At 23.8% G+C, this 25,967-nt stretch carries 22 protein-coding genes; 9 read left to right on the top strand and 13 right to left on the bottom strand.

Annotated features, from left to right (window positions below; all coding sequences use genetic code 11):
- Positions 1–499: 499 nt before the first annotated feature.
- Both BRSU_RS09645 and BRSU_RS09640 read right to left on the bottom strand, forming a co-directional pair.
- Positions 500–715, bottom strand: a complete 216-nt coding sequence (locus tag BRSU_RS09645; protein ID WP_048595106.1) for a hypothetical protein — start codon at positions 713–715, stop codon at positions 500–502.
- Positions 716–733: 18 nt separating this feature from the next.
- The gene (locus tag BRSU_RS09640; RefSeq protein ID WP_048595105.1) at positions 734–1,507 is read right to left on the bottom strand and encodes a TM2 domain-containing protein; all 774 of its coding nucleotides are present in this window, start codon (positions 1,505–1,507) and stop codon (positions 734–736) included.
- 138 nt (positions 1,508–1,645) lie between these two features.
- Between BRSU_RS09640 and BRSU_RS09635 the strand changes: the two genes are divergently transcribed.
- Positions 1,646–2,389 (top strand): DNA methyltransferase, encoded by a 744-nt coding sequence (locus BRSU_RS09635; RefSeq protein WP_048595104.1) that lies wholly within the window; start codon positions 1,646–1,648, stop codon positions 2,387–2,389.
- A gap of 69 nt (positions 2,390–2,458) precedes the next feature.
- Here the strand turns inward: BRSU_RS09635 and flcA are convergent, their stop codons facing one another.
- From flcA to BRSU_RS09615, 4 genes are all read right to left on the bottom strand, one after another.
- Positions 2,459–6,826 (bottom strand): periplasmic flagellar collar protein FlcA, encoded by a 4,368-nt coding sequence (flcA, locus tag BRSU_RS09630; RefSeq protein WP_048595103.1) that lies wholly within the window; start codon positions 6,824–6,826, stop codon positions 2,459–2,461.
- 105 nt (positions 6,827–6,931) lie between these two features.
- Positions 6,932–7,357, bottom strand: coding sequence for a F0F1 ATP synthase subunit delta/epsilon (locus BRSU_RS09625; RefSeq protein ID WP_048595102.1), 426 nt, complete (start codon positions 7,355–7,357; stop codon positions 6,932–6,934).
- 15 nt (positions 7,358–7,372) lie between these two features.
- Positions 7,373–7,678 (bottom strand): hypothetical protein, encoded by a 306-nt coding sequence (locus BRSU_RS09620; protein ID WP_014487115.1) that lies wholly within the window; start codon positions 7,676–7,678, stop codon positions 7,373–7,375.
- A gap of 3 nt (positions 7,679–7,681) precedes the next feature.
- Positions 7,682–8,095 carry an acyl-CoA thioesterase gene (locus tag BRSU_RS09615; protein ID WP_048595101.1) on the bottom strand — a complete coding sequence of 138 codons (414 nt, stop codon included), beginning with the start codon at positions 8,093–8,095 and terminating at the stop codon, positions 7,682–7,684.
- Between the two features lie 184 nt (positions 8,096–8,279).
- Here BRSU_RS09615 and coaD point away from each other — a divergent pair, with 184 nt between their 5' ends.
- The 5 genes from coaD (at position 8,280) to BRSU_RS09590 (ending at position 15,815) form a co-directional block, all read left to right on the top strand.
- Positions 8,280–8,768: a pantetheine-phosphate adenylyltransferase gene (gene coaD / locus BRSU_RS09610; RefSeq protein WP_048595100.1), complete on the top strand. Its 489-nt coding sequence runs from the start codon at positions 8,280–8,282 to the stop codon at positions 8,766–8,768.
- A 16-nt stretch (positions 8,769–8,784) separates the two neighbouring features.
- The gene (gene miaB / locus BRSU_RS09605; RefSeq protein ID WP_048595099.1) at positions 8,785–10,092 is read left to right on the top strand and encodes a tRNA (N6-isopentenyl adenosine(37)-C2)-methylthiotransferase MiaB; all 1,308 of its coding nucleotides are present in this window, start codon (positions 8,785–8,787) and stop codon (positions 10,090–10,092) included.
- A 90-nt stretch (positions 10,093–10,182) separates the two neighbouring features.
- A complete protein-coding gene (locus tag BRSU_RS09600) occupies positions 10,183–13,917 on the top strand; it encodes a hypothetical protein (RefSeq protein WP_048595098.1) in 3,735 nt (1,244 codons plus the stop codon).
- 192 nt (positions 13,918–14,109) lie between these two features.
- The gene (locus BRSU_RS09595) at positions 14,110–14,721 is read left to right on the top strand and encodes a 4'-phosphopantetheinyl transferase family protein (RefSeq protein WP_048595097.1); all 612 of its coding nucleotides are present in this window, start codon (positions 14,110–14,112) and stop codon (positions 14,719–14,721) included.
- A 92-nt stretch (positions 14,722–14,813) separates the two neighbouring features.
- Positions 14,814–15,815: a FecR domain-containing protein gene (locus BRSU_RS09590; protein ID WP_048595096.1), complete on the top strand. Its 1,002-nt coding sequence runs from the start codon at positions 14,814–14,816 to the stop codon at positions 15,813–15,815.
- A 5-nt stretch (positions 15,816–15,820) separates the two neighbouring features.
- On the opposite strand, the gene BRSU_RS09585 is transcribed toward BRSU_RS09590, so the two are convergent.
- Positions 15,821–17,287: a tetratricopeptide repeat protein gene (locus tag BRSU_RS09585; RefSeq protein WP_048595095.1), complete on the bottom strand. Its 1,467-nt coding sequence runs from the start codon at positions 17,285–17,287 to the stop codon at positions 15,821–15,823.
- Positions 17,288–17,465: 178 nt separating this feature from the next.
- Between BRSU_RS09585 and rplU the strand changes: the two genes are divergently transcribed.
- From rplU to rpmA, 3 genes are read left to right on the top strand one after another with little or no spacing between them, the layout of a single operon-like run.
- Positions 17,466–17,777: a 50S ribosomal protein L21 gene (gene rplU / locus BRSU_RS09580; protein WP_008722750.1), complete on the top strand. Its 312-nt coding sequence runs from the start codon at positions 17,466–17,468 to the stop codon at positions 17,775–17,777.
- Positions 17,777–18,133 (top strand): ribosomal-processing cysteine protease Prp, encoded by a 357-nt coding sequence (locus BRSU_RS09575; protein WP_048595094.1) that lies wholly within the window; start codon positions 17,777–17,779, stop codon positions 18,131–18,133. The genes rplU and BRSU_RS09575 overlap by 1 nt, the downstream gene beginning before the upstream one ends.
- Positions 18,123–18,377, top strand: a complete 255-nt coding sequence (gene rpmA, locus BRSU_RS09570; protein ID WP_012670728.1) for a 50S ribosomal protein L27 — start codon at positions 18,123–18,125, stop codon at positions 18,375–18,377. The genes BRSU_RS09575 and rpmA overlap by 11 nt, the downstream gene beginning before the upstream one ends.
- 172 nt (positions 18,378–18,549) lie before the next feature.
- Here the strand turns inward: rpmA and BRSU_RS09565 are convergent, their stop codons facing one another.
- The 6 genes from BRSU_RS09565 to BRSU_RS09540 all read right to left on the bottom strand — a co-directional run bounded on the left by BRSU_RS09565 (position 18,550) and on the right by BRSU_RS09540 (position 25,895).
- Complete coding sequence (locus tag BRSU_RS09565) at positions 18,550–19,269, bottom strand: ankyrin repeat domain-containing protein (protein WP_048595093.1); 720 nt, start codon at positions 19,267–19,269, stop codon at positions 18,550–18,552.
- Positions 19,270–19,293: 24 nt separating this feature from the next.
- On the bottom strand, positions 19,294–20,367 hold the full coding sequence (locus tag BRSU_RS09560) for a hypothetical protein (protein WP_048595092.1): 1,074 nt from the start codon (positions 20,365–20,367) through the stop codon (positions 19,294–19,296).
- 94 nt (positions 20,368–20,461) lie between these two features.
- Positions 20,462–21,742: a hypothetical protein gene (locus BRSU_RS09555; RefSeq protein WP_048595091.1), complete on the bottom strand. Its 1,281-nt coding sequence runs from the start codon at positions 21,740–21,742 to the stop codon at positions 20,462–20,464.
- Between the two features lie 467 nt (positions 21,743–22,209).
- Positions 22,210–23,628, bottom strand: coding sequence for a hypothetical protein (locus BRSU_RS09550; protein ID WP_048595090.1), 1,419 nt, complete (start codon positions 23,626–23,628; stop codon positions 22,210–22,212).
- Positions 23,629–23,893: 265 nt separating this feature from the next.
- Positions 23,894–25,207 (bottom strand): hypothetical protein, encoded by a 1,314-nt coding sequence (locus tag BRSU_RS09545; RefSeq protein ID WP_048595089.1) that lies wholly within the window; start codon positions 25,205–25,207, stop codon positions 23,894–23,896.
- 241 nt (positions 25,208–25,448) lie between these two features.
- Entirely contained in the window at positions 25,449–25,895 is a 447-nt protein-coding gene (locus BRSU_RS09540; RefSeq protein ID WP_048595088.1) for a hypothetical protein, read from the bottom strand.
- Positions 25,896–25,967: the final 72 nt, after the last annotated feature.

Raw genomic sequence — 25,967 nt, 5'->3', positions numbered from 1 at the left:
GATAATATAATGCAAATTGATGTTTGAAGTATTTATTACAATGCCTTTATTTAAAGCGTAGAGCCTTATTTTTAGGGACTTTTTTATCTAGGTATACATTTATATATACTTGACTAAAAAAACACTGCTTACGGCAGTGTTTTAAATTTTTAAAAAAATGTTTTTTTGTTGACTTTAAAATATTTTTGTGTATATTAGTAAATGCAAACCAAATTAAGAAATGCATCAAAAACAAAAGCCTGAGAAACTTTTGTAAGCATTATAAGGACATAAAATATGAAAGTTGATAGAGGTATAATACTATCTTCTAAAGAGCTGTATGCTCAGAAGAAAAATAACAGCAATTGTTCTTTAATTTTAATAAGCTCGAAATGCGGTACAAGTGTGAATAACTATCTCTCAAATAGTTTATGTCCTGCTTGTATTTTGGTTTGCAATAAAAATAAAGCCTTGTACCGCTTTCTATATATTTTTTTGATTCTAAAATTCGTTGAAATTATTATTTTTTATCTATGGCATCAAAATAGCATGCCATAAAATCTCCTTCTCCATTTTCAAAGTCATTAACCATAGCAGAAACTTTTTTATTAAGTTCTTTTATCATAATATATGCTATTTCCTGTGCTTTGCTTTCGGTTATATCATTATTATTTTTCTGAATATTTTTAATAACTTTATTTATATTTACTCTTTTATATACGCCATCACTATCCACTTTAATATCTCCTTTTTTTTAAACATAACCGTCTTTTTTTAATCCTGCTTTAAGTACATCTATATCGCTTGCTATATCCATAATATCATTTTTTTGTATATTTTCTAATATATTATTTAAATATATTGTTACAGATTCTATAGATTCTATTATATCTGTTTTAATATTGTTTAAATCTGATGTATTTGATGAGGATAAATCTATATATGAATTAATAAGCTTTAATGCTGTAGGTATATTATATTCCAGCATTTTATCTAGCTCTTTTATAGCTATTTTACTTCTTTTATAGCTGCTTGATTTATCGATAATGATTTTGAACAAATGATTCATTTTTTTTACTTTTTCTAAAAAATTATAATCTTTTATATAAATAAGTGTTTCATCAATTAATTTATAATATTCTAATGCTTTATCAATAGTAATATTTTCTTCTATATTTTCTTGATTATTATAATTTTCTTTTTCATTTTTGTTATATTCATTTTCATCAACATAACTATATTCAGCATCTATAGCATCATCAAATTTACTCTTATAATGTTTATAATCATTTTCATGACTTATATTTTCTAGGTAGTCTTTATTATATGTAATATTAAACTCTTTTTCAGTCATAAATATAAATCTTATTAAATCCACAATACAAAGTAAATAGGGTATGCCAGTCCAAAAAAATAGAACATACAATATACCTCTTTTAGTCTGACCTAAATAAAACTTTTGTATCCCTATTCCTCCAAATATCAGAGAGATAGCAGAACATATTATGGCTTTAATTCTTTTTTTCATTTATAATAACCTATAATGGTATTTACTATTATATAATATCAAAGTATTTATTTTTAACAAGCAAATTTTTTATTCAATACTTGCTAATAAATAGTTATAGTATATTATTTATACAAATTTTATAAAGCGAATAAAGACATGAAAAAAAAATTAGAATTGCAAACTACAACTTTATGGGATTATCCTTCCCAGCAGTATTTAAAAAGTGAAGAAGAGAAGCATAAACATTATATAGGAGCAACACCTTCATATATAATTTGGAATCTTCTAAATAGATATACAAAAGAAAAAGATTTAGTAGTTGATCCTATGGCGGGAAGTGGTACTACTATTGATGTGGCAAGAGAGCTTGGAAGACGTGCTTTGGGATATGATATAAACCCTAAAGCATTACAAAGAAAAGATATTTTTAAAGCAGATGCTAGAAAAATACCTATAGAAGATGAAAAAGTGGATTTTGTTTTTATAGATCCTCCTTATAGCACCCATATAAATTATTCTGATGAGAAAAATTGTATTGGAAAATTAACAGCTAGAGAGAATGAATATTATGAGGCTATGGAAAAAGTTATTAATGAAATATTTAGAATAATGAAAAAAGATAGGTATATGGCTTTATATGTTTCTGATTCTTATGAAAAGGGATTTCCTTTTATGCCTATTGGATTTAAGCTTTTTGAGATTATGAGTAAATATTTTATGCCTATTGATATTGTATCTGTTGTTCGTCATAATAAAACTCTTAATAAAGGTAATTACCATATAGCAGCGGCTGAAAATAATTTTTATTTAAGAGGATTTAATTATTTATTTATAATGTATAAAAAAGGAAATAAAACTATAGATATAAATGGAAAAGTTCATCTAAGAAATTTACAGTAAATATTTAATGTTTTTTATTTAAAAATAAAAAGCAGAGAATTAAATCTCTGCTTTTTTTATTATATTTATTTATTTAACATAGTACATATCTTTAGGTATATAATCATCTATAACAGTAGCTTGTTTTAAATTTCTTTTTCCCTGTACAGACATTATGTTATAAGTAGCAGCCCCTATATTTTGATTGTCAACAAGTATTGTTCTTTTTTCAATTCTTTCCAAGTCTATATTTGAAGTTCTAATTTGATCAAAATATTCACTTGCCAATACGAAATATTTAAATGCTTCCTGCTCATTAACAATAGTATTTGTAACAGTAGAGTTATAAGCATATGAAACACCTATATTGTTATAAAGGCTAGCTAAATAACTTAAAAGTATAAAATCACCTTCTGTACGCATTTCCATTCTTCCCAATCTATCTCTTTTAGATAATATTTGACTCAAAGCATTTCTGTAAAAACCATTAGCCAAATTAGCTTTATCTAAATGTAAAAGCGAATTACCTAAAGCATAAGAAACAACACTGTTGCTAGGATTCTTTTGGAATAATGCATTAAATCCTTCAAATGCTCTGTCATATTCTCCATCTGAATAATATATCCAAGATAGATTATATAGAAGTTTATCGCTTCTAAGATTAGGTGCTAAATTATCATAAGCAGTTTGATAATACTGTTTTGCTTTTTCATAATCTTTTTCTCTATAAAAATAAACATTAGCTAAATTATAATTGGCATCAGGATATACTGAATTTATAGCCAAAGCTTCATTAAAGTTTTTTACAGCATTTCCATACTCGCCTAAATTATAATATATCTGACCTAACATATTATATACAAATTCTTTTCCTCTATAGAAAGGATTAGATTCATATAAAGGCAATGCTGCTGTAGTAAGTATTTCCATAGCTCTATCATAATGTTTTAATCTTGCTTCATAATCAGCATAACCTACTATAGATTCTAAATTATTAGGATATGCAGTTATAAGATTCTCAAACAATATTCTTGAACCATAAAAATCATCTTTATCAAGCAAATATTTTGCTAATTTAGGATAAACTTCATCATCTATATAACCATTTTTAAGTAAGTTTATATGATTTTGAAGTGCTTTTACCTGCTCATAATCATCTTGATAAATTTTTATAAGCATAGCTCTCTTTCTAGGAACAACTCCATCTCCGAAGAAATTAATCATATCCCTATAGTTATTATAAGCTATATCATAATAATTAGGCTCTAATAAAGTTTTAGCTCTACTTATCATAAGAAGACCGCGTTCATCATATATAGTTTCTTTTTCTTTTTTCTTTTCAGTATAAACTAACATATCATTATATAATTCTTCGCCTAACGTGTAATCTTCTAATGATAATTCTTTCTCTCCTTTCTTTCTATAATAATATCCGAAAGTTATTCTAGTTTCGAAATCTCTAGGCTTCATATCCAAAGCGCCTTGTATTTTCTTTAAAGCATAATTGAAAGTTTCTCTGTCTATATAAGCTCTAGCATATTTATTATACCATTTTATCTGTTTTGGTTTTAATCTTTCACCTTCAGCAAAGTTTCTTTCAGCATCATCATAAGCGCCGTTTGATATACTTAATAAACCTTGATTATAATATTTATTTGCCATTACAGGTTTATAAATGAATTGGAAAGATAAAAGAACTATAGCTACAAATAATACCAAAAATACAGCAGCAACTCTTATTATTTTAGCATAATCTTTTAATGAATTAGGTATAGGTATAAGTTCTAATATGTTTTTATTTCCTTCATCTTTAATACTTAAACCTAATTCTTTATTTAATAATTCTGTAATGTTTTCATTAGATTCTCCTCTTTCTAATGCATTAAGTAATGCTTCCATAGAAATTCGGTCTAATTTTTCATTAAGTATTGCATCCAAAACATGATACTGTGTAAGAGAAGGTAGATATTTTATTGTATTAATAACTTTATCATGATCTACATCTTTATCTACATCATCATATTTAGAAGCAGATAAATTATTAGCCATTTCAGGAGGAGGAAGAGTACTGCCGCCTTCAACTATATTACTAGATACATTTTTGTTTTCTTCTATAGCATTATCAGTATCATATATATCATCTAAATTCATATCATCATAATGATCTTCTTTAACTTCATTCTTAGGCGATTCTTCATATTCTTCTATAGCATCGTCTAAAGATAAATCGTTTAAGTCTATATCGTCATGAGGCTCTTCTTTAACTTCATTTTTAGGCTCTTCTTCCTCTTTATCCATAATGCTGTCTAAAGATAAATCGTCTAAATCTATATCATCATGAGGCTCTTCTTCTTTAACTTCATTTTTAGGCTCTTCTTCCTCTTTATCCATAATGCTGTCTAAAGATAAATCGTCTAAATCTATATCATCATGAGGTTCTTCTTCTTTAACTTCATTTTTAGGCTCTTCTTCCTCTTTATCCATAATGCTGTCTAAAGATAAATCGTCTAAATCTATATCATCATGAGGTTCTTCTTCTTTAACTTCATTTTTAGGCTCTTCTTCCTTTTTATCCATAATGCTGTCTAAAGATAAATCGTCTAAATCTATATCATCATGAGGCTCTTCTTCTTTAACTTCATCTTTAGGCTCTTCTTCCTCTTTATCTTCGTCAATAATATTATCTGAAGATAAATTATACAAATCTACATTGTCATGAGGTTCTTCTTTAGTATCTTCTTCTTTAACTTCATCTTTTTCATTAGAATTATCAGAATCTATATCATTATCTTCATCTAGTATATCTTCTAAATCATCTAAATTTGAGTCTTCATTTTCTAATATATCATTTAAACTATCAGATATATCATCAAGATCTAAATCATTTATATTAGATTTTTTGTCATCATCAATATTAGATTCTTCTATATTCGGTAAATCTTCATCATATTTATTTATATCCTCATATTTATCTATACCAGGTAAAGTATCAGGTAAAGGTAATTCATCTAATACTGGTAATTTTTCTGAATGAATATCATTTTTGTAAGAATTATCGTCATTAATATCCATCGCTATCTTATCTTCCAATTCTTTATCTTCAGGAAGTTGTAAACCATTAATATTAGCGGATACTTTATCATCATCTAAATCTTCAGGTAATCCTAAATCATCATCTAAATCTTCAGGTAATCCTAAATCATCATCTAAATCTTCAGGTAGATCTAAATTATCTATATCAGCCGATACTTTATCATTATCTTCTAAGTCTTCAGGTAGATCTAAATTATCTATATCAGCAGATACTTTATCATTATCTTCTAAGTCTTCAGGTAGATCTAAATTATCTATATCAGCAGATACTTTATCATTATCTTCTAAGTCTTCAGGTAGATCTAAATTATCTATATCAGCAGATACTTTATCATTATCTAAATCTTCAGGTAGTTCTAAATTATCTATATCAGCGGATACCTTATCATTATCTAAATCTTCAGGTAGTTCTAAATTATCTATATCAGCGGATACTTTATCATTATCTTCTAAGTCTTCAGGTAGMTCTAAATTATCTATATCAGCGGATACCTTATCATTATCTAAATCTTCAGGTAGTTCTAAATTATCTATATCAGCCGATACTTTATCATTATCTTCTAAGTCTTCAGGTAGATCTAAATTATCTATATCAGCAGACACTTTATCATTATCTAAATCTTCAGGTAGATCTAAATTATCTATATCAGCGGATACCTTATCATTATCTAAATCTTCAGGTAGTTCTAAATTATCTATATCAGCAGATACTTTATCATTATCTAAATCTTCAGGTAGCTCTAAATTATCTATATCAGCGGATACTTTATCATTATCTAAATCTTCAGGAAGATCTAAATTATCTATATCAGCAGACACTTTATCATTATCCAAATCTTCAGGTAGCTCTAAATTATCTATATCAGCAGATACTTTATCATTATCCAAATCTTCAGGAAGTCCTAAATCATCTACATCAGCAGATACTTTATCATTATCCAAATCTTCAGGAAGTCCTAAATCATCTACATCAGCAGATACTTTATCATTATCTAAATCTTCAGGAAGTCCTAAATCATCTACATCAGCAGATACTTTATCATTATCCAAATCTTCAGGAAGTCCTAAATCATCGAGATCATCAGATAATGGATTGTCAAAATCTTCAGGAAGTTGTAAATTATCAATATCATCAGATGCATTATTGTCTGAATCATCTTGAAAATCTAAACCATCCAAACTATCTAAATCATCAATAGAAGGTAAACCATTATCTTCTGCTGGCATAGAACTAGCCATATGTTCATCTGTAAAAACTGACTTAAAACGATCATAGTCGTTTTGTGATATTTCTTTTGGTAATGCTTTGTTTCCTATTAAAAAAGCAATACTTCCTAGTCTTTCTAAATCTTCTATTTTAGGCATATTTCAATCATCTAATATAAATTTTTAGTTAACATATTAATTATAGTTAAGCTATAAAAATATGTCAACTAAATTATCGGATAATACTAAAATTACAATAGCATATTATTTAGAAGAAATTTCTATTTGTTTATTAAGTTTGGCTATTTTTTCATGATTTCTTCTTGCTTCTTCAGCATTAATAACCATTTGAGTAGATAATTTGTTTATTTCATCTTTTAACATAGCAGCATCAATATCTTTAGGATATAAAGCAGTTTCTACTAATATACCTATAACATTATTGGTAACTTCAGCTATACCATCTTCCACATACATGTTTATAAGTTTATTATCTTCATTATATATCTTGAGTTCACCATAACCTATTCTTACTATATATGGGCAATGATCCAAATGTATTGAAACATAACCATCATGCGAAGGTATTTCTACATGATCTATCTTTATAGATCTTAATATAGGACCGCTTCTTGTAATTACTGAGCAAGTTAAAGCTTTTTTATTTTTTTTTACCGCAGTAGTAGCCATATAAAACCCTCAAAATTAAATTACATTTTTATATTTTAAAACAAAAATTATAAATATCAATGAAATGATAAATAAAATTAATAATATTAAAGAAATGAAAAATAAGAATCTTACTACTATTTTTAAAGAATTTATCTCTGAATATATATATTGAAATTCTTTTTTTGTTTTAGATTCCACTTTTTCTATTATTTCTTTTTCTTTTTCATCTAATTTACTATACAGTTTCTTTGTTCTGCTTTCCATAGTTGTTGTTTTTACCAAATCACCAACCATATTAGCAGATGACAAAACAGTTAATATAACATTCAGCCAGCTCATATATTATTTACCTTTAGCCATTATATTGTACAGATATTCATCAGGTTTTACTATTTGTCCTTTTTTATTTACGAAAGGGTGAAGTGTATAACCTGTAGAGTATAATATTTGTTCATCTTCTTTGCTTCTTATTTCATATTTTAGTTTTAATGATACATTTTTCAACTTTTCAACACTAGTATAAACTACTATAACATCATCATATTTTATAGAAATTTTATAATCTACAAAAGCCTCTTTCACAGGAAGCATTATATCATATTTTTCTTCCATATCTTTATATGAAATGCCTAATTCTCTTAAAAGCTCTGTCCTTCCTATCTCAAAATATCTTAAATAGTTTGAATGATAAACAACTCCCATTTGATCAGTATCTGCATATATCACTCTTATTTCAGTTTTATTAACATGAGCCATAAATAACTCCTAATGAATATTTATTCTTTAAATTATAACATATAATATAAAAAATATTTATTTTTTTTCTATTTTTTATTATAAAACATAAAAATACTATATTTATGTATAAATTGTTGAAGTATTGAAATAAATGTTATTTTTTATATTGATATTATATCAATTTTGTATATACTTTATCATTATGAAAAATGGAAAAGTAATATTTCCGGGTACTTTTGACCCTTTTACATTAGGACATCTCGATGTTCTTTACAGACTTGCTGATATTTTCAATAAGGTTTATATATCTGTAGCTGTTAATTTGGATAAATCTCCTACTTTTAGTATAGAAGAAAGAAAGAATATGATTAAAAAAGTAATAGGGGATAATGATACTATAGAAATTGTATCTATATCCGGACTTGTAACAGAGTATATGAAGCAGAACGATATAAAGGTATTGGCCAGAGGTATCAGAGACAGTGAAGATTTATACTATGAATTAAGAATGTCTAGAATGAATAAATTATTATATCCAGAGATGGATACTATATTTTTACATACATCAGAACATTATGCTTATGTAAGTTCTTCTTTAATAAAGGAAATACTTAAATTTAATGGACCTATAGACGGATTAGTGCCGGAAATAATAGTTGAAGACATAAAATCCAAATTCATAAAAAAATAATAATAAAGATTAGAACATGAAGAATTTTTACCTAGAAAATTACGGATGCCAAATGAATAAGGCGGATTCTAATAGTTTAATAAATTCGCTTATGCAGGAAGGCTTTATACAAACAGAAAATCATGAAAATGCTGATAATATCATAATAAATACATGCAGTGTAAGAGCTCATGCCGAAGAGAGAGTGTTTTCAAGAGTTAAATTATTCAATGCAAATAGAAAAAAGAATAAAAAAGACACAAAAATAATAATTATGGGCTGTATGGCTCAAACTTCCAAAGAACATCTTGAGAAACTTGGTGTTGATAAGATATTTGATGTATATAATGAAGTTAATATTATAGATTATTTGAAGGATGAGGAAGTTTTTGTAAGAAAATTTAATGATAATTATATATTTAATAAATCTTATGTAGATGAAGATAAGCCTCATAAAGCATTTATACCAATATCACATGGCTGTAATAATTGGTGTACTTACTGTATAGTGCCTCATACCAGAGGAAAGATGGTAAGTAGAAAATCAGGCGAAATAATAGAAGAACTTAAAAGATTAATAGATGACGGAGCTAAAGAGATAACTTTACTTGGGCAGAATGTTAATTCCTATGGGCTTGATATTGATAATGAGATTAACTTTACAGAATTATTATACAAATTAGACAAAGTTATTGATGAAAAGTCTAAAGATAAGGTTTGGATAAGGTTTTTAACTTCTCACCCTAAAGATTTTGATAAAGATTTGGCTGATGCTATATGGAATTTGAATAGTTTATGTAAGCATATACATTTACCTTTTCAAAGCGGTTCGGATAGAATATTAAATTTAATGAATAGAAAATACACTAAAGAAGAATATGTAAAAAAAGTATCATATTTAAGAGATTATGCTGATGATTTTCCTATTTCTACTGATATAATAGTAGGTTATGCTGATGAAACAGAAGATGAGTATCAAGAAACATTAAATTTACTTGAGAATATTGGTTTTGAAGAGGCTTACCTGTATAAATATTCAGAGAGAGAAGGCTCTATAGCATTTAAGAAAAATGTACAGTATGATAAATCGGCAGGAGCAAGAAGACTTACTAATCTTGTAAATTATCAAAGAGAATTGGCCCAGAAATTATTATCAAAGCAGGTAGGAAAAAAAACTTCTGTAATGGTAGATGATATAGCCAAAGATAATATGCATTATCTATGCAGAAGCAAGGAAAACAGAATAATTTTAGTGAAAAAAGAAAAAGAACTTAATATGGGCGATATTTTCAATGCTGAAGTTACAGAGATAAAAAGCCATACATTAATAGGTAAGTTTATATAGTTTTTTTATTGTTAAATCAGAACTATATGTGGTTTTATTATATATATTCTAAATTAAAATAAAAAAACAAAATAATTTTAAGGTGAATATATGGAAATGAGCGTAAAAAATTACATAGATCAGTTTGATAAGAATATTATACTTTTATATAAAGATATTATCTCTAATAGTGATCAATGCAATTTAGCAATACAAAAGGATGAAGAAAAAAAAGAATTATTTACTTATATATTTAATAATTATTTAGATAATGAGAGTCCTTTAAGATCATTGTATATATTTTATGGAGTAACTTTAAAAGATATAAAAATATTTAAATCAATAGAAAATTTCTGCATAAATACAATTAAGGATAAAGTAAATAAAATTAATTTCAATACAGTAAGAAATATATTTATACATTTAGACACTATATTATTTTTGTCGGATAATGGGAAATTAGATGAGAGTATTTATGATACTATTTTATTCGATGAATATTTATATCTTATAAAGGAAAATATAAATAAAATAAATCTTTCAAATGCATTTTATTATATTCAATCTGTAGTATCTATATTTGCAATAAAATTCTTTAACAATAAACTAATTGATTTAGATGATATACAAAAAATTATAGATACTATATATTTATTTAATGTGTATGGACAGTTTAGTATATTACAAACTATAATATCTATTATATTAGATTCTAATAATAATAAAGAAATAATTAAAGATGAGCAAATATATAATAATTTAGTAAAAACATCTATAAAAATATTTTCAAATGAAGAATTGATTAAAAAATCACCTTATAAGAATATAGTAATTAGGTTGGTAAAATCAATTGTTGATGTATTATGTGATAATGAAAAATATATTATTGATATAATAAAAACATTTTTTCCAAGCGATGAAGAAAAATTAAATAAAATATTTCAAACTATATCTAATTATGACTATGCTGATGATTTGGATATTATTATATATTGTTTAAGTAAAAGAAATATTGATATAAATAAAATTTTTTCAGGTTTTCAATTTTATATAATAATTAGATATTTAGCTTTATATTTCAAAGATGAAAAGATAATAATAAATGATATAGATTTAAGCAGTTATATAGATATAGTAAAAAAATCATTTTTAGATTATTGTAAAAATTATGAAATAAAAAAGCATGGATTTATATTTCCTAAAAGATATGAAAATATATTATCATCGTTAAATCCAACAAAAGAAGAGTTCAATGATTTTTCTGAAAATATGAAGATTTTTTTCTATTATAATATAATAGATGAAGGATCTCCATTATTTGAATTAATTCCAGAAAATGTAAAAAAAGAGAAAATATTAGATCGTCAATTCAGAGAAAAATTGGAAAAAGAAGAAAAAGAAGCTTTTGAATATCAAACAGAATGTATACATCTATTTTTTGATAAAGATAAATTAGTTGAAGATGTTAATAAAATTATTAATAAATTAGGAAATGATGCAGATTTTACTACACTTGATATGTACAATACTATTTCTGATAAATATAAAAGAAAAGAAGAATATTTAAAAGATGATTATATAATAGTTAATCCATTTATAAAATATTATTTTTTAACAACAAGTAAAGACTTTAATTCTGGTTTAAGAATGACAGATATTATAGATTATATAAATGATTATTGGGATAAACATTGGGCAATACATTTATATAATTATATTTTGTATTTAAATTCATATCCAAGAAATAATAAAGTAGAATTTACAGATGAAGAAAAAGTAAAAATAAAAGAATATTTTAATTATAATAATTATCAAAATAACATATCTGATTTAATAAATATTGTAAAATGTTCAGATAAGTATTTTTTATATTTTATATATTATAGACTAGAGAATATATTTGAAGGAATAGATTTTGAATATACTGAGGAATTAATATATAACTTGGTAAAAATACCATACTATTATTATAATAGGGATGTGAAATTATACAAAAATTATTTTTATTTAGACTATAATGGTATTTGGACTGAAAGTTTTTTTAATGAAATTAATTTTGAGAATTTTTTTAATAAAAATGAAGATTGTAAAATAAATATTATCAAAAAACTTATAGAAAATATAGATAGATCTAATTTAATTGATGAGTTTAAAGGGTATTATCATATATTAAGTATAATAAAAATATATGATAGTTTAGAAGAAAATGAAAAAATAGAATTTAAAGATAGTATATCGGAATTAATATTAGAATTTTATAGATTATCATTATATAAAAAAGAAGAATCAATAGTATCTGATGTTATTAGTGATTTTATAAATAAAAATAATTTAAAATTAGAAATATTGAAAATGATAAATTCATTTGAATATATTAATTATTATCATTTTAAATATATAAATAATTTGCAATTAGAATTATTACAAAATGATGAATTATATAAAAATGAATTTATATGTGATTTTTTATATAAAATTAGACTAAAAATATACAAAAAAGAAATACAAATAGTTAAAAATATTTCTCCTCATATATCAGCAACTATAAAAAATTATATAGGCAATATATGTAAGTATAAAGATAAAGATATAACAGATGAAGAAGAATTAAAATCCTTAAAAGATATCATCTCGAATATAAATAATGAACTAAAAAATAATATTGATTTTAATTTTAATGAGTATATGTTTTATACTAATTTTTTATATTTACAGAGTTTTATCATAAACGATATTACATTATGGAATTATTTTACTGAATATATTTCTAATAATATAGAAAACTATCATGATGATATGATAGCAGAAAGATATATTTTTGAAAATCTATTCTCTAATATAGATAAAAATAAATTTAATTTTAATTTATTTGTAGATAAATTAATAAAATGTCATAATAAGATATCTCCTAAATATATAGAAGAAGGAATTATACCAAATGAAAATTTAATTATAGGATTATTGAATAAAATAATATTTATATTAGCTAAATTAAATATTGAAAGAGAATTATACAAAAGAATATATAATGAAATAAATATACTTAATATAGAAATAAGAGAAAAATTAGAGTCAATATTATTTAGTATAATAAAACCTGTAAAAATTATAAAAAATAATGATATATATGAGGTATATTATTTATCATCCGGATATAATATATTAAATACTAATAATATAGATGATATAGTTAATGAATTAATACCATATGATGAAGAAGAAGTATCTAAAATATTATATTTTAAATATCTTTTAAAAGATATGGAAAATGGGGTTATGACTTTTTCTCATCCATATACATATGAAGATCATAATGAAAAATTATATGATATAAATAGCAAAATTTATATATCATGTTTCAGTAAAACAGTAAATACTAATAATGTTTATGCTATGTGGAAAATATATGGATATACAGAAAATGATGATATTATAAAAGTTAGAATTACTTTTAATAAACGAATATTGATTAAAAGTATATTAGAAAGATTTGTTAATAATGCTGTTTATTATATAGGTGATATTGAATATGATCCTAATAAAAATATTACAAATGTTAATGATGATATTAAAGATTTCTTTTATAAAAGTGATGCTTTTCAATTTGAAAATGAATTTAGAATTCTAGTTGATTGTAATAATGTTCAATATATTGATAGGAATACAGAATTTGAAAAAGATATAGTTAAAGATATGCCTGTTTATTTACAATTACCTATATCTAAAGAAATATATAAAACTATAAATTTATACTCTGATTATTCATTTAATCCATATAAAAATATAGATGAAAAATATCGTAAAGATAATCAGGATATTTTGAAAAAAAAACAGAATAAAATATAAGTTTAATAATTTTTTATAAAACAATTTTGATAATATAGCTATTGCTAAAATAATTTAATAAGTATTTTTATTAGCGTCTAATTTATAATATATTATTATATTATGTAATATAATTTTTGACAAAATAAAATTGTTTATATATACTGTATTCATAAAAATATAATTTGTTATTAAATATAGGGTAATATTGTGATGACTTATTTAGAGTATAGTTTCAATGATAATGAGAATAGGGCAGATGCAAGAAAAAATTTAGAGAATTTGATTCTTTCTATGTCTGAAAATCATTATAATAAAAATAATTTAATCATAGAAAGAGAAGAAAATAAAAAACCTTACTTCAAAAATGAAAATAGTTTATATTTTAATGGTACTCATACTTCAGAATTGTTTGCTGTTGTTATGAGCAATGAATATAATGTTGGAATAGATGCTGAGAAGATAAGGGAAAGAGATTATTTTGCTATTGCTAAAGAATATTTTTATAAAAGTGAGATTGAATATCTTAAAAATACTCATAAACTAGAAATAGATTTTTTTACTATATGGACTATCAAAGAGGCATATATAAAAATGCTTGGTAAAACTATTTTTGATATAAAAAATTCTGTAGAAGTTGATCTTATTGAGAGAGAGGTAAGAAATGCTGATAATTTATTTTTTGCTTCTTTTATTTTGGATGATTCATATATAATAAGTATATGTTTTGATACAAAAAATGAAGTAGATTTAAATGTTCAAGATTTCAATTTAAATATGTTATTTGCTTATCCTACATTGCCCAATATAAATATAAATATGTAAATTTGAATTTTATTACTATTGACTTTTTTTATACTAAATTATACACTTATATTACTTGGTAGTTTTATGCATTAAAACTAAGGAGTATATTTATGCTTAATAGAATATTTTTATCAGCAATATTATTTGCTTTATTATTTAGCAATATTTTATTATCACAGGATATCTCTTTTAAAGTGACAGGAATATCTGGTTTAGCTTTCATAGAAAGAACTGATATAAATAAATCACTTAGGGCTTTCAGAGGAAGTGAAGTACATAGTGAATATAGATTAAGAACATCAAGTAATACTCGTGTTGATCTTACTTTAAGCAGAAGAGGAGATAAAATAGGATCTATTATAGTTCCTCAAAATACTATAGTTCTTGTTAATAAGCCTATTTCAAAAGATGATAATAATAGAGTTTCTTTATCTTTATTAGAAGGTTACATTAAAGTTAATATAAATAAAGATGCTGGAGCTTTAGTTGAAATACACACTGCAACTACTAGTTCTATTGTGAGGGGTACAAGTTTTGATGTTGCTTTTGCAGAAGACGGTTCTACTATAGTTGTTCTAGATGATGGTGTTGTTGATGTTATTACAGATAATGATAAGGAAGTATTAAATCCGAAAAAAGCTTATATTAATACAATAGATGACGGATCTAAAGTTGTAAATCAAAGTGCTGACAGTGATCCTATAGTATTTTTGAATAGGGGAGAGGAAGCTTCAAGAGAAGATTATATAAATACTATAGAAAATTTAATGGTAGCTATGGAAAATATATCAGATGTAAATAATAATGAAAATTTTGCTTCATTAGTTAATATGGAAGAAGGAGAAAATAAGATTAATGATCTTGAAATGAAGCATTATAGAATGATAGCAGCAAATGAAGGTTATTATAATACTATAATAAAGTTAATAAATTTATATCCTGATAAGAAAAATGAGATGACTTCTTATGCAAGAAAATCATTAACATTATACGCCGCAAATCAAAGAGCTATTAGTAAAATGGGTTCGGCTGTAATGAGATCAAGAGAAAAGTTTGATAGAATAAAAAAGAAATTTGATGAAAGAATGATTACTACTTCAGTATCTAAATAATTATTTTATAAATCGAATATGCTTATTATATCTGAATTTTTTCTTAATTTAGATATATAGAAATTTCTTTCATACTCGGCTAGAAGTAATTTAGCTCTTTTTATGAACTCATTTTCATCATAAACAATCAAATCTATATAAATATTGTATACTCCCATAGCTCCTCCTAGTACTATTCCTATATCAGCTTCTTTATTTCCGCTAGCGAGCACTTCTTTTTCTAATCTTTCCTGTATTTCGTATCTTTCATTTAATATTGCTTTTCTTGATTCATCATCATTTTTATAATCATAAGTATAATATAAAAATATTGCTCTTGCTCCGCATTTAGATATTTCTATTATATCATCTGTATTTTCATTGTAATAATCATTAACTGTTTCATAATATGATGTAGTTCCTGCTATTATATCATATCTTAATGTATTGGATTGTTTAGGTTCAGAAGTATATGCTAAGTATTGATCTATGGGGTTTGTTATAATCTTTTTTTTATGGAAAGTTAATGTTTTTTTAATATATTTTTCTAATTCTATAAGCAGCAGCATATTATTTAATTTTCTATTGCTTATATCAGCATATCTTATATATACTCTTGATAAACCTTCTCCTATAGAATTTTCCATTATTAAAAAAAATATATTATAAGCTTCTTCTTTATCTAAATCATTTAAATCTTTATTATAAAATACTAAATCAAATTTATCGTTTTCATCATCAAATTCTATTTTCACAAATACATCTTGAGCTTCTATTCTTTTATTATGTATTTCAATAGTGAAGTTTACGCCATTAGAACTAGGAATATAAGGCATAAAAGTCCATTTTTCCTTTAATTTTTCAGGCATATCAGATATTATTCTTGGTGTAAGATAAAACAAATAATTTTTACCATCTATATTGAAAGTAAAATTATAATTCCTTCCTATATTGAAAGCTAAATTATCAGATATTATTTTTACGCCATGAGAGAGAAAATGAATTATATCTTTATTTTTATATTTGATTATATCATCTATTTCTTTTTCATTATCTTCAAACCATTTCCAAAATAATTTTACTCTTTTTACAAAACTAAGTTCTTTATCTTCATTTTCAAAGCATAATGAATATAAATTTTTTATATTATTTGATATTTCTTCAAAATTTTCTATATTTTTTTTGTCATAATTTTCAAATAATTCTATAGCCTTACTAAAATATTGTTTAGCGGTATTTTTTTCATTTTTATGATAATAAGCATATCCTGTTCTGTAATACCATAAAGGATCAAATAATCCTTCTTCTCTTATATACATAAGATTATCTAATGCTTCATCATAATTCTGCACATTATTTAAAGCTCTAGCGAAGAATAAAATTATTTCATAATCTCTTTCTTCTTCATCTATAGAATATATAAGCTCTATTATTTTTTGATGCTTGCTTTGATTATGCAGTTCTTTAATCTTTTCTAAAATTTTTTTACTCATTGATCTATATATTACAATATTTTTATAAAAAAATCTATTTATTTAAAGCAGTAATTTATTTTTTAGTTAATGATAGTTTTTTATTTTTATGCTTGACAAAATTACTTTAATATAGTATTATAATGTACTCATAGTATTGTATAAAATAAAAATATATATAAATTGGAGATAAGCAATAATGTATGCAATCGTAGAAGTAAAAGGTAAGCAATACAAGGTGGAAAAAGGTCAGGATATTTTAGTAGAATATCTAGGCGATGATGCTAAAGAAGCTCCTGAAATTAAAACTCTTCTTCTTAAAAAAGATGATGAAAGTGTTTTAGTAGGTACACCTTATGTTGATGGCGTTAAAGTAAGTTCTAAAATAGTAGAAATGATGAAAGGTGATAAAGTAGTTATCGGTAAACATAAAAGAAGAAAAGACTATAGAAGAAAAACAGGACATAGACATAAATACCATAAAATAACTATTGAAGATATAGCTGTTTAATGTCTTCATTTGTTAATGTAGTATATGATATAGAATCGATTATACAAAGCATAACAGTTGAAGGACATGCTGGCATTAAAAGATCTGGTGAAGGTTATGAAGTTTGTATAGCTTTGAGTGCATTGACACAGGCTATGTATAAGGCTTTATTATCTATAGTAGGAAATAGATTTTTAAAGTACAAAATAAATGATGGATTTTTGAGTTTAGAAGTTGTTAATTTTTATAAACTTGAAAATGATAAAAAAATAGAATATAAAATAGTTAGTAATGGATATTTGATAGGTATAAAATCTTTAATTAAAGAGTATCCTGATTTTATAAAATATAAAGAGGAGTATAAAAATGGCACATAAGAAAGGTGGCGGAAGTTCTAAAAACGGACGCGATAGTCAATCTAAACGTTTAGGTGTTAAAGTTTACGGCGGTCAGAAAGTTATATCTGGCAATATTATAGTTAGACAACGCGGTACTCAATTCCATGCTGGAAGAAATGTTGATATAGGTCGCGATCATACTATATTTGCTACTGCTTCTGGTTATGTGAAGTTCCATACTAATAAATTCGGAAAGAAAACTATCTCTGTTGTAACTGAATAATAAATTGAACTATTGAAAATATTATATCTCAGCTGATAATAACTAATTAGCTGAGATATTTTTATTTTTAATTTTCTATTTAATAAATACTTCTTCTATATTCTAATTTATAAAAATAAAATCTATATAAAAATCTTAAATAAGAATTTATATAATGACATTTTTTATAATATCACTTTTTTATATATTTTTTAGCATTCTCTAAAATCTCAGCTATATCATCATAACCTTTTGATTTTGCTATATCTAAAGCAGTTCTATTTCTAGCATCTTTAAAGTTAATGTCAGCACCTTTATAAATTAAAAGCTTTACAATTTCTGCATTATTTTTCTGTACTGCATACATTAAAGGCGTTTGATATTCATAATCGATTGAATTTACATCGGCACCATTTTCTAATAAGAATTCTACAGATTCCAAATTATTAAAAATTAAGGCATGCATCAAGGCATTAATTCCATAAGCATCTTTAGTATTAATATCAACATAATCCATTAGTTTCTTTATTCTTTCAATATCTCCTTTTTCAGCAGCTTTAAAAAAACGTTCTTTGGCTAATGCTCTATCCAAAGAATTATGTACTTCCTTATCTTTTTTTACAATTTTAGCTTTTTCTGATTTCCATGCATATATAACATAATTGCAAGCAGTAAATACAAAACTAAATGATAATATCAAAACAAAGCCTATAATAAATGCTTTATAATTCTTTTTATAAAGCAGTACTACAGAGTTTATTATAAAAAGTAAAGCAATTATATCAATGATATAAAATAAATTACTTTTATTATAAAATATCATCATTGAAAAAGAAGAAATAATAATATTGACAGATGCAACAATGATAATAACAGCAAATATATTTATTATAATTTTTAATTTATTACTCATAATTGATTTATTATAAACTAAAAATCAATTAAATAAATAAGCCAAATAATTATCCTTATTTATATACTCTTTTATATTATTAAAATCAATAAATATTTTTTCATATCCTTTTTCTTTCATTATTATAATAAATGAATCTGTTATACCAAAAATTAAATTATCTATATTAGAATAAAAATCACTAGTAGCATTGTATTCTTTTAATAATTTTTCAGCATCATTTACTAAGTCTTTCAAATATGGAGTAACTAATTTTTGATTATTCAAATCATAAATTAGAAAAACATTATTTATTATAATTTCTTTACTATTTTCTGTTTTTATAAGTCTTTTGTACATACAAATAGTTTTTTCATCAAAGTATAATATATTAAAAGCATATAAATCTTTAATTTTAATAAAATATTTTCTTAATTCATAAACAGGAATTTTTTTCAAAAATGAATTAATTTCATCTGAAAGTTCATTTTCTTTTTTATACTGAAAATCTTTTGAAAAACTAGATTCGCCATTAATATCAAAATTTATTTTTTCTTTATTGTCTATAAATGCATAATAAAAATTGAATAAATAACTAAGAATTACGCTTAATTCTCCATAGTTTTTTAAATATCCAAATTTGTATATATTAAATTTTTTTATATTTATTTTAGGTTCATTTATTAATTCAAAAACTCCTTCTATTTTTTTGAAATTAAGCTCCATAACATATTTTGAAATATTATTATTTTTGAAATTGATTTCAGCAATATTTTTTATTTTAGATCTTATAAATTCTTCTTCAGTATAATAATCAAAAACTTCTATTTTACTGCTGTTTCCTCTAATTTCATAAATACCAAATAAATCATCATTATTTATAAAAATTTTTCCTCTATACAAATAATGAATACCATCATCTATATTTTCAAATTTATTGCAATAAATGTATATATTATTAATATTATCTTTAAGTATAGTAAAAGTTATATCCTTTATTTCAAAATAAGGACGGTATTTATTTTTCATTAATAATTTAAAAATAATAACTACAATAATAATAGAAATAATCAAAACAAAATATTCGTTATAGAGAATACTATATAATAATTCTTTCATAATATTTATTTAACTCCAAAAATTATTTTTCATTTATAATTTAATAGTCAATGCAAATAGTAAAATTTGAAAAACTAAAATTTTTATATAAAAATTAATTAAACAAATAAGCCAAATAATGCTCTTTATTTATATACTCTTTCACATTCTTATTATCAATAAATATTTTTCCGTATCCTTTTTCTTTCATTATTATAATAAATGAATCTGTTACACCAAAAATTAAATTATCTATATTAGAATAAAAATCACTAGGAGCATTGTATTCTTTTAGTAATTTTTCAGCATCATTTACTAAATCTTTAAGATAAGGGCTTATTAATTTTTGACTGCTCAACTCAAATGTCATAAACATATTATCTATTTCAGCAAGCTGCAAATCTTCCAGCTTTGAAACTCTTTTATATAAAGATATTGTTTTATCATCATAGTATAATATATTAAAACTTTTAAACTCTTTAAGTTCATTATAATAATCAGCATAATTGTCAATATAATTTAATATACTCTCATCCATTAATGATTTCCAATGTCTTTTTTTAGATTCTTTTAGATACAATTCTACTATATCCTTATTTTCATTTATTTTATCTTTCAAAAACTCCTCTGAAAACTCTCTAACTCCATTAATATATGAATTTATTTTTTCTTTTCCATTTATAAAAAGATAATCAAAATTAAATACATTGAGAGAGAATATTCTCTCAGAACTGAATAAAATACTTTTATCATTATACAAACCCAATATGTCTGTATTATGCAGTCTTATTATTTCTGCTTCATCTTCTCTTATAATTTCAAAAGTTCCTTCTATTTTTACAGGCTCTCTTAAAGTTTTTTTAATATTATCGCCAACATAGTCAACAATACTGTCATAAGGCTTAAACTCAATAACATACTCAATTTCTGATTTTGATGTATCATTTAATTTTGTTTTGAATTTTATTTCAGCAAAAGTTTCAGCATCATATCTAGAAGATCTACTACCCTCTGATGAGTGTTTATTAATTAAAATTGGATTATCTTTATTATAATAATTATCAACTCCTATTCTTTCAGATGAAAAGTAAACATCATTTATAATAAAGCCATTATCATTATTTATATATACTCTTCCTAGATATGGAAATACATTATCTCTATCAAAGTATAAATCATTATGACTATCATTTTTTTTGTGTTCATAAGCATAAACATATATATTGTTAACTTTGTCTTTAAGCATGAAAAAATTATTTTTATAGAATCTTACAGGGTTTTTCTTAGCCTTATTTTTAGGTATATTAATAATTATTATGACAGCGGCTACTAAAATTACTACTGCTAACAAAATTATTATATCCTTATCCATAAATTTAGTTATTAAATTTTTCATTGTTTTCACGTTCTCCTATTATTGTTATGTTCACCCACACGAAGTGTGCCTACTTAGTACGCAATATAAACTAATAAATAAAATCACTAATTTTTTATTTATAATACTGAAAATTTTTAACTTTGTAAACTGATGTACTTTATGTAAATTTTATCTACTTTTTTGACGCACAAAAAAGTAGCAAAAAACGCAATTACTAGAACTTTATATTTTAAAAATACTTATTAAATATAGGATATATCCTAAATTTATACTAAAATGCAGTTCTTTTGGTTCTTTTATACCAATACCGAAAGGTACCTTGCCTACGGCACGCAGAGCGTCGGTAAAAGAACTGGGGGTGTTGGGGCTAGTCCCCACAAATAATAAAACAATTTTTGACCAAATATAGTTGTTTAGCTATATATTCAAATTTTATGTTCTACAGTATACACTCCATATTATATAAAAATTAATTATAAAAACAATTATTGCCTATCAAAAAAATTAAATAAAGAATGACTTCTATTTAAATAATTTTTTAAATCAGCTGAAGAAATAAATATTCTACTTGCAATTTTTTCATTTGTATTTTCCAAGTCATAGTCCTCATCATTAAGAATTAGATTAGTATATTCAGGCATTACTACAATTCCCGTATCTGTTAAAAAAAATATTAAACTATATATATTGTCATAAAAATAGTCAGGAACTACATATTTAGATAATAATTCTTTACTATCAGTAACTAAATCTCTTAAATAAGAACTTATACTTTTTTCTCCGTTTAATTCAAATATAAAAGAATGGTTCTTTACTGCAGCTTCATCTCTTCTTTCATCTGCTTTTACAGTTCTTTTATATATACATATTAATTCATTATCATAGTATAATATATCAAAGCATCTAAAGTCTTTAAGTTTCTTATAATATATAATACCAATTTTATCTGCATAATAGGCTTTGTTTTGATCATAATGATGGAATTTTTCTATAATAAGCTCTTTATTTTTTAATTCTTTTTCAAGTTCTCTTCCCTTTGCTTCTTTAAAATTTTCATCAAAATTGTAAGCTCCGCTGATGGCCGAATTTATTTTTTCTTTTCCTCTAATAAAAGGATAATTGAAATTAAATAAATAATTAGTAAGCATTTTTCTAACTTCATCCATACCAAGGTAAGCTGAATATTTATCATTAGTAAAAGTAGTCTGTTCTACTGGAATATAAAACTCTCTTATTTCCATTTCAGGCTTTCTAATAACTTCAAAAACTCCTTCTACTTTTCCGCCTTCAATATCCATAGTATATTCAATTTCTGATGTTATTTCATAATCGAATTCTCTTTTGAATTTTATCTTTAATAAAATTTCTCTATTCTTTTCTTTTGAACTCCAATTAGAAAATTTATGCGGTTCTTTCCAGTATGTTTCATAAGGAATATAGAATTTAAATTGCTTTTCCTTTAGTTTTTCAAAATAACCCAAATCATAATCACGGTAAACATTAATTTCATTATTATTTAATTCATTAGTTTCACGAATCATTAATTTATTTTCGTTATTTATAAACATTTGACCTGTAAAAGAAGAAAAATATTCACGTGCGAAATTATCAAATTTTACTTTAATTAAATACTTTACTTTACCTCGATGTTTTCTGTACCATTCATCATAGTTATTATCTTTATATTTATAGCAATTAATATATATATTATTTACTCTATCTTTCAGCATGAAAAAACTTTTTTCATATACCAATATTTTATTTTTAGCATACCATTTTTTTGCTCTCTTCTCAAGCATAAAAATTACAGCTAGCAAAATTATAGGTACTCCAAAAATAATAGGCCAGAAATAGTCACTAATAAGAAAAAGTCTTAATGGTTCCAATATTCCAAATGATATCATAAATAACTCCGATTATTGCTATGCTCGCCGCTGCCATATATAAGCTAGTGAGTGAACTTACTGCTATGTGTGACTGCGGCAATGTGTAACCTGAATTTCAGTGTATTTATACTACATTTAATATATATTCTCTACATATAGAGTTAAAGTACTTGCGTTTTTTGCAACTTTTTTGTGCGACAAAAAAGTTGATAATATACCTATAAAAATATATAAATTTACAAAAATAATTGTTTCAGTATATAAAAATTAATTATCAAAGCAATTATCTCCTATTAAAAAAATTAAATAAATAATGACTTTCATTTAGATAATTTTTTAAATGCTCTGTAGGGATAAATACTCTTTCCGCAATTTCTTCATATTCATATGCAGAGTCATTAATATCTAGATTAGGGTATTCAGGCATTACCATAATTCCTGTATCTGTTAAAAGAAATATTACATTATCTATATTTTTATAAAAATTATCAGTGAGTTCATATTTAAATAATAACTCTTTACTATCAACAACTAAATCTCTCAAATAAGAACTTATACTTCTTTCGCTCTCCAATTCAAATATAAGAGAATGATTCTTTAATATAATTCCTTTAGCTGAATCTACTTCTACAGTTCTTTTGTATACACATATTACTTCATCATCATAGTATAATATATCAAGGCATCTAAAGTTACTAATTTTATTATAATATGCAACACAAGTTTTATCATCAATACAGAATTTATCTTCTAAAAGATCATTTTTATGCTTCAATTTCTCTTCAAGCTCTTTTCCTTTTTCTTGTTTGAATTTTTCATCAAAATTATAAGCTCCGCTGATAGCCATATTTATTTTTTCTTTTCCTTTAATAAAAGGATAATTGAAATTAAATAAATAATTAGTCATCATATTATTCAAGTCAGACCAAACTGTATTATAGGAATCTGTCTGTTCAATCGGAAGATAAAATTGTTTTATTTCTACTTCAGGCTTTATAATTTCAAAAACTCCTTCTATTCTTTTATCTTCAATATCCATAGTATATTCAATTTTAGATGTTCTTTCATAATCTAATTCTTTTCTGAATGTTATAGCTGTCAATTTGTCTCTTACTTCTTCTTTTGACCAAAATTTATCTCTTTTTCGTATAGTTGAATAATTTTGTTTGGAATATATTTCGTTAAAATATTTAACATCATAATTTTGGTAAACCATCATTTTATTTATATATAATGGACTAGTTTCACGAATCATTAATTTATCTCCATACTGTAGAAACATTTGCCCTGAAAATGAGTCAAAATATTCATGTGCATACAGATCAAACTCTAATGAAGGAGATACAATTTCCAACTTGCGATAGTATCTTCGGTATGAATCATAATGTTCATCATATTCAATTTTATAACAATTAATATATATATTATTTATTTTATCTTTAAGCATAAATAATTTTTTTTCATTTAACCATATTTTATTTTTAGAATACCATTTCTTTGGACCTGGCAGAATTTTGTCAATATTAAAATAAATTGCCAAAGGTGCAACTACAAATAGAAAAAAACATACAATAATAAGGATAAGTTCAATATCCATAAATCCTCCTATTTTTGCTAGCAATAAACTCGCTCTATATGGTATGACAACTAAAGTTGAGAGCTGTTCGTTTATTGCTTTAAAAATTATTTTTTATTTTTATACTCGCATTTTATTATTTTTTTGCGATATGCATATAAATCCATTATTAAAAAATTAATAAAGTAAATAAAATTTTAAAATACGATTTTTTATACAACTAACTTATTGTATCTAATTATAATTTTATTCACTTAAAATATTATTTTCCTAATTTACTAAGACTAATTGAGTTAACTTGCTGTGTTCCATCATAAACAGACATTTCAAGTCCTTCACTAGTAAATTTAAATTCTAAGTGAGCATCATTTTTAGATATAGTTTTATAATGATTATCTGCTACTTTTGATAATTTACTATTTCCTATATCACCTTTTATAGCTCTATCGCTTTCCATTACAATATCCACGCACTTTTTCACAACTTCTATTGTAGATTCATCATTAGGATAGTTAATTTCTATACCATCATAACCTACAATTATAAGAAACGATTTCATATATGTTTCATCAGCTGACATAAAATATTGACCGTATAGGTCTTCAGGGATATTTGTGTTTTTTTCTGTTTTTTTAGAACATGCAGTATTAATAAATAAAAAACTTGAAATTAATAAAAAGAATGAAAATTTTAAAATTCTACCTTTCATATCATATAACCTCCTATGGTATAGTATTATAAAAAAGATTTTTAATTATGTCAATGAAAATTCATTTTTATA

It is taken from the genome of Brachyspira suanatina, assembly GCF_001049755.1.
GTDB classification, from domain to species: Bacteria; Spirochaetota; Brachyspiria; order Brachyspirales; family Brachyspiraceae; genus Brachyspira; species Brachyspira suanatina.
This window is presented reverse-complemented; position numbering and strand designations above follow the sequence as displayed.

Bases quoted from the DNA above. Each gene is read 5' to 3' on its own strand.
- BRSU_RS09590 (WP_048595096.1), top strand. From the start codon at position 14,814: ATGCTTAATAGAATATTTTTATCAGCAATATTATTTGCTTTATTATTT.
- BRSU_RS09640 (WP_048595105.1), bottom strand. From the start codon at position 1,507: ATGAAAAAAAGAATTAAAGCCATAATATGTTCTGCTATCTCTCTGATA.
- BRSU_RS09615 (WP_048595101.1), bottom strand. From the start codon at position 8,095: ATGGCTCATGTTAATAAAACTGAAATAAGAGTGATATATGCAGATACT.
- miaB (WP_048595099.1), top strand. From the start codon at position 8,785: ATGAAGAATTTTTACCTAGAAAATTACGGATGCCAAATGAATAAGGCG.
- BRSU_RS09540 (WP_048595088.1), bottom strand. From the start codon at position 25,895: ATGAAAGGTAGAATTTTAAAATTTTCATTCTTTTTATTAATTTCAAGT.
- BRSU_RS09595 (WP_048595097.1), top strand. From the start codon at position 14,110: ATGACTTATTTAGAGTATAGTTTCAATGATAATGAGAATAGGGCAGAT.
- rpmA (WP_012670728.1), top strand. From the start codon at position 18,123: ATGGCACATAAGAAAGGTGGCGGAAGTTCTAAAAACGGACGCGATAGT.
- BRSU_RS09550 (WP_048595090.1), bottom strand. From the start codon at position 23,628: ATGATATCATTTGGAATATTGGAACCATTAAGACTTTTTCTTATTAGT.
- BRSU_RS09600 (WP_048595098.1), top strand. From the start codon at position 10,183: ATGGAAATGAGCGTAAAAAATTACATAGATCAGTTTGATAAGAATATT.
- BRSU_RS09545 (WP_048595089.1), bottom strand. From the start codon at position 25,207: ATGGATATTGAACTTATCCTTATTATTGTATGTTTTTTTCTATTTGTA.
- BRSU_RS09565 (WP_048595093.1), bottom strand. From the start codon at position 19,269: ATGAGTAATAAATTAAAAATTATAATAAATATATTTGCTGTTATTATC.
- BRSU_RS09555 (WP_048595091.1), bottom strand. From the start codon at position 21,742: ATGAAAAATTTAATAACTAAATTTATGGATAAGGATATAATAATTTTG.
- BRSU_RS09620 (WP_014487115.1), bottom strand. From the start codon at position 7,678: ATGAGCTGGCTGAATGTTATATTAACTGTTTTGTCATCTGCTAATATG.
- BRSU_RS09560 (WP_048595092.1), bottom strand. From the start codon at position 20,367: ATGAAAGAATTATTATATAGTATTCTCTATAACGAATATTTTGTTTTG.
- rplU (WP_008722750.1), top strand. From the start codon at position 17,466: ATGTATGCAATCGTAGAAGTAAAAGGTAAGCAATACAAGGTGGAAAAA.
- BRSU_RS09625 (WP_048595102.1), bottom strand. From the start codon at position 7,357: ATGGCTACTACTGCGGTAAAAAAAAATAAAAAAGCTTTAACTTGCTCA.
- BRSU_RS09635 (WP_048595104.1), top strand. From the start codon at position 1,646: ATGAAAAAAAAATTAGAATTGCAAACTACAACTTTATGGGATTATCCT.
- BRSU_RS09585 (WP_048595095.1), bottom strand. From the start codon at position 17,287: ATGAGTAAAAAAATTTTAGAAAAGATTAAAGAACTGCATAATCAAAGC.
- coaD (WP_048595100.1), top strand. From the start codon at position 8,280: ATGAAAAATGGAAAAGTAATATTTCCGGGTACTTTTGACCCTTTTACA.
- BRSU_RS09575 (WP_048595094.1), top strand. From the start codon at position 17,777: ATGTCTTCATTTGTTAATGTAGTATATGATATAGAATCGATTATACAA.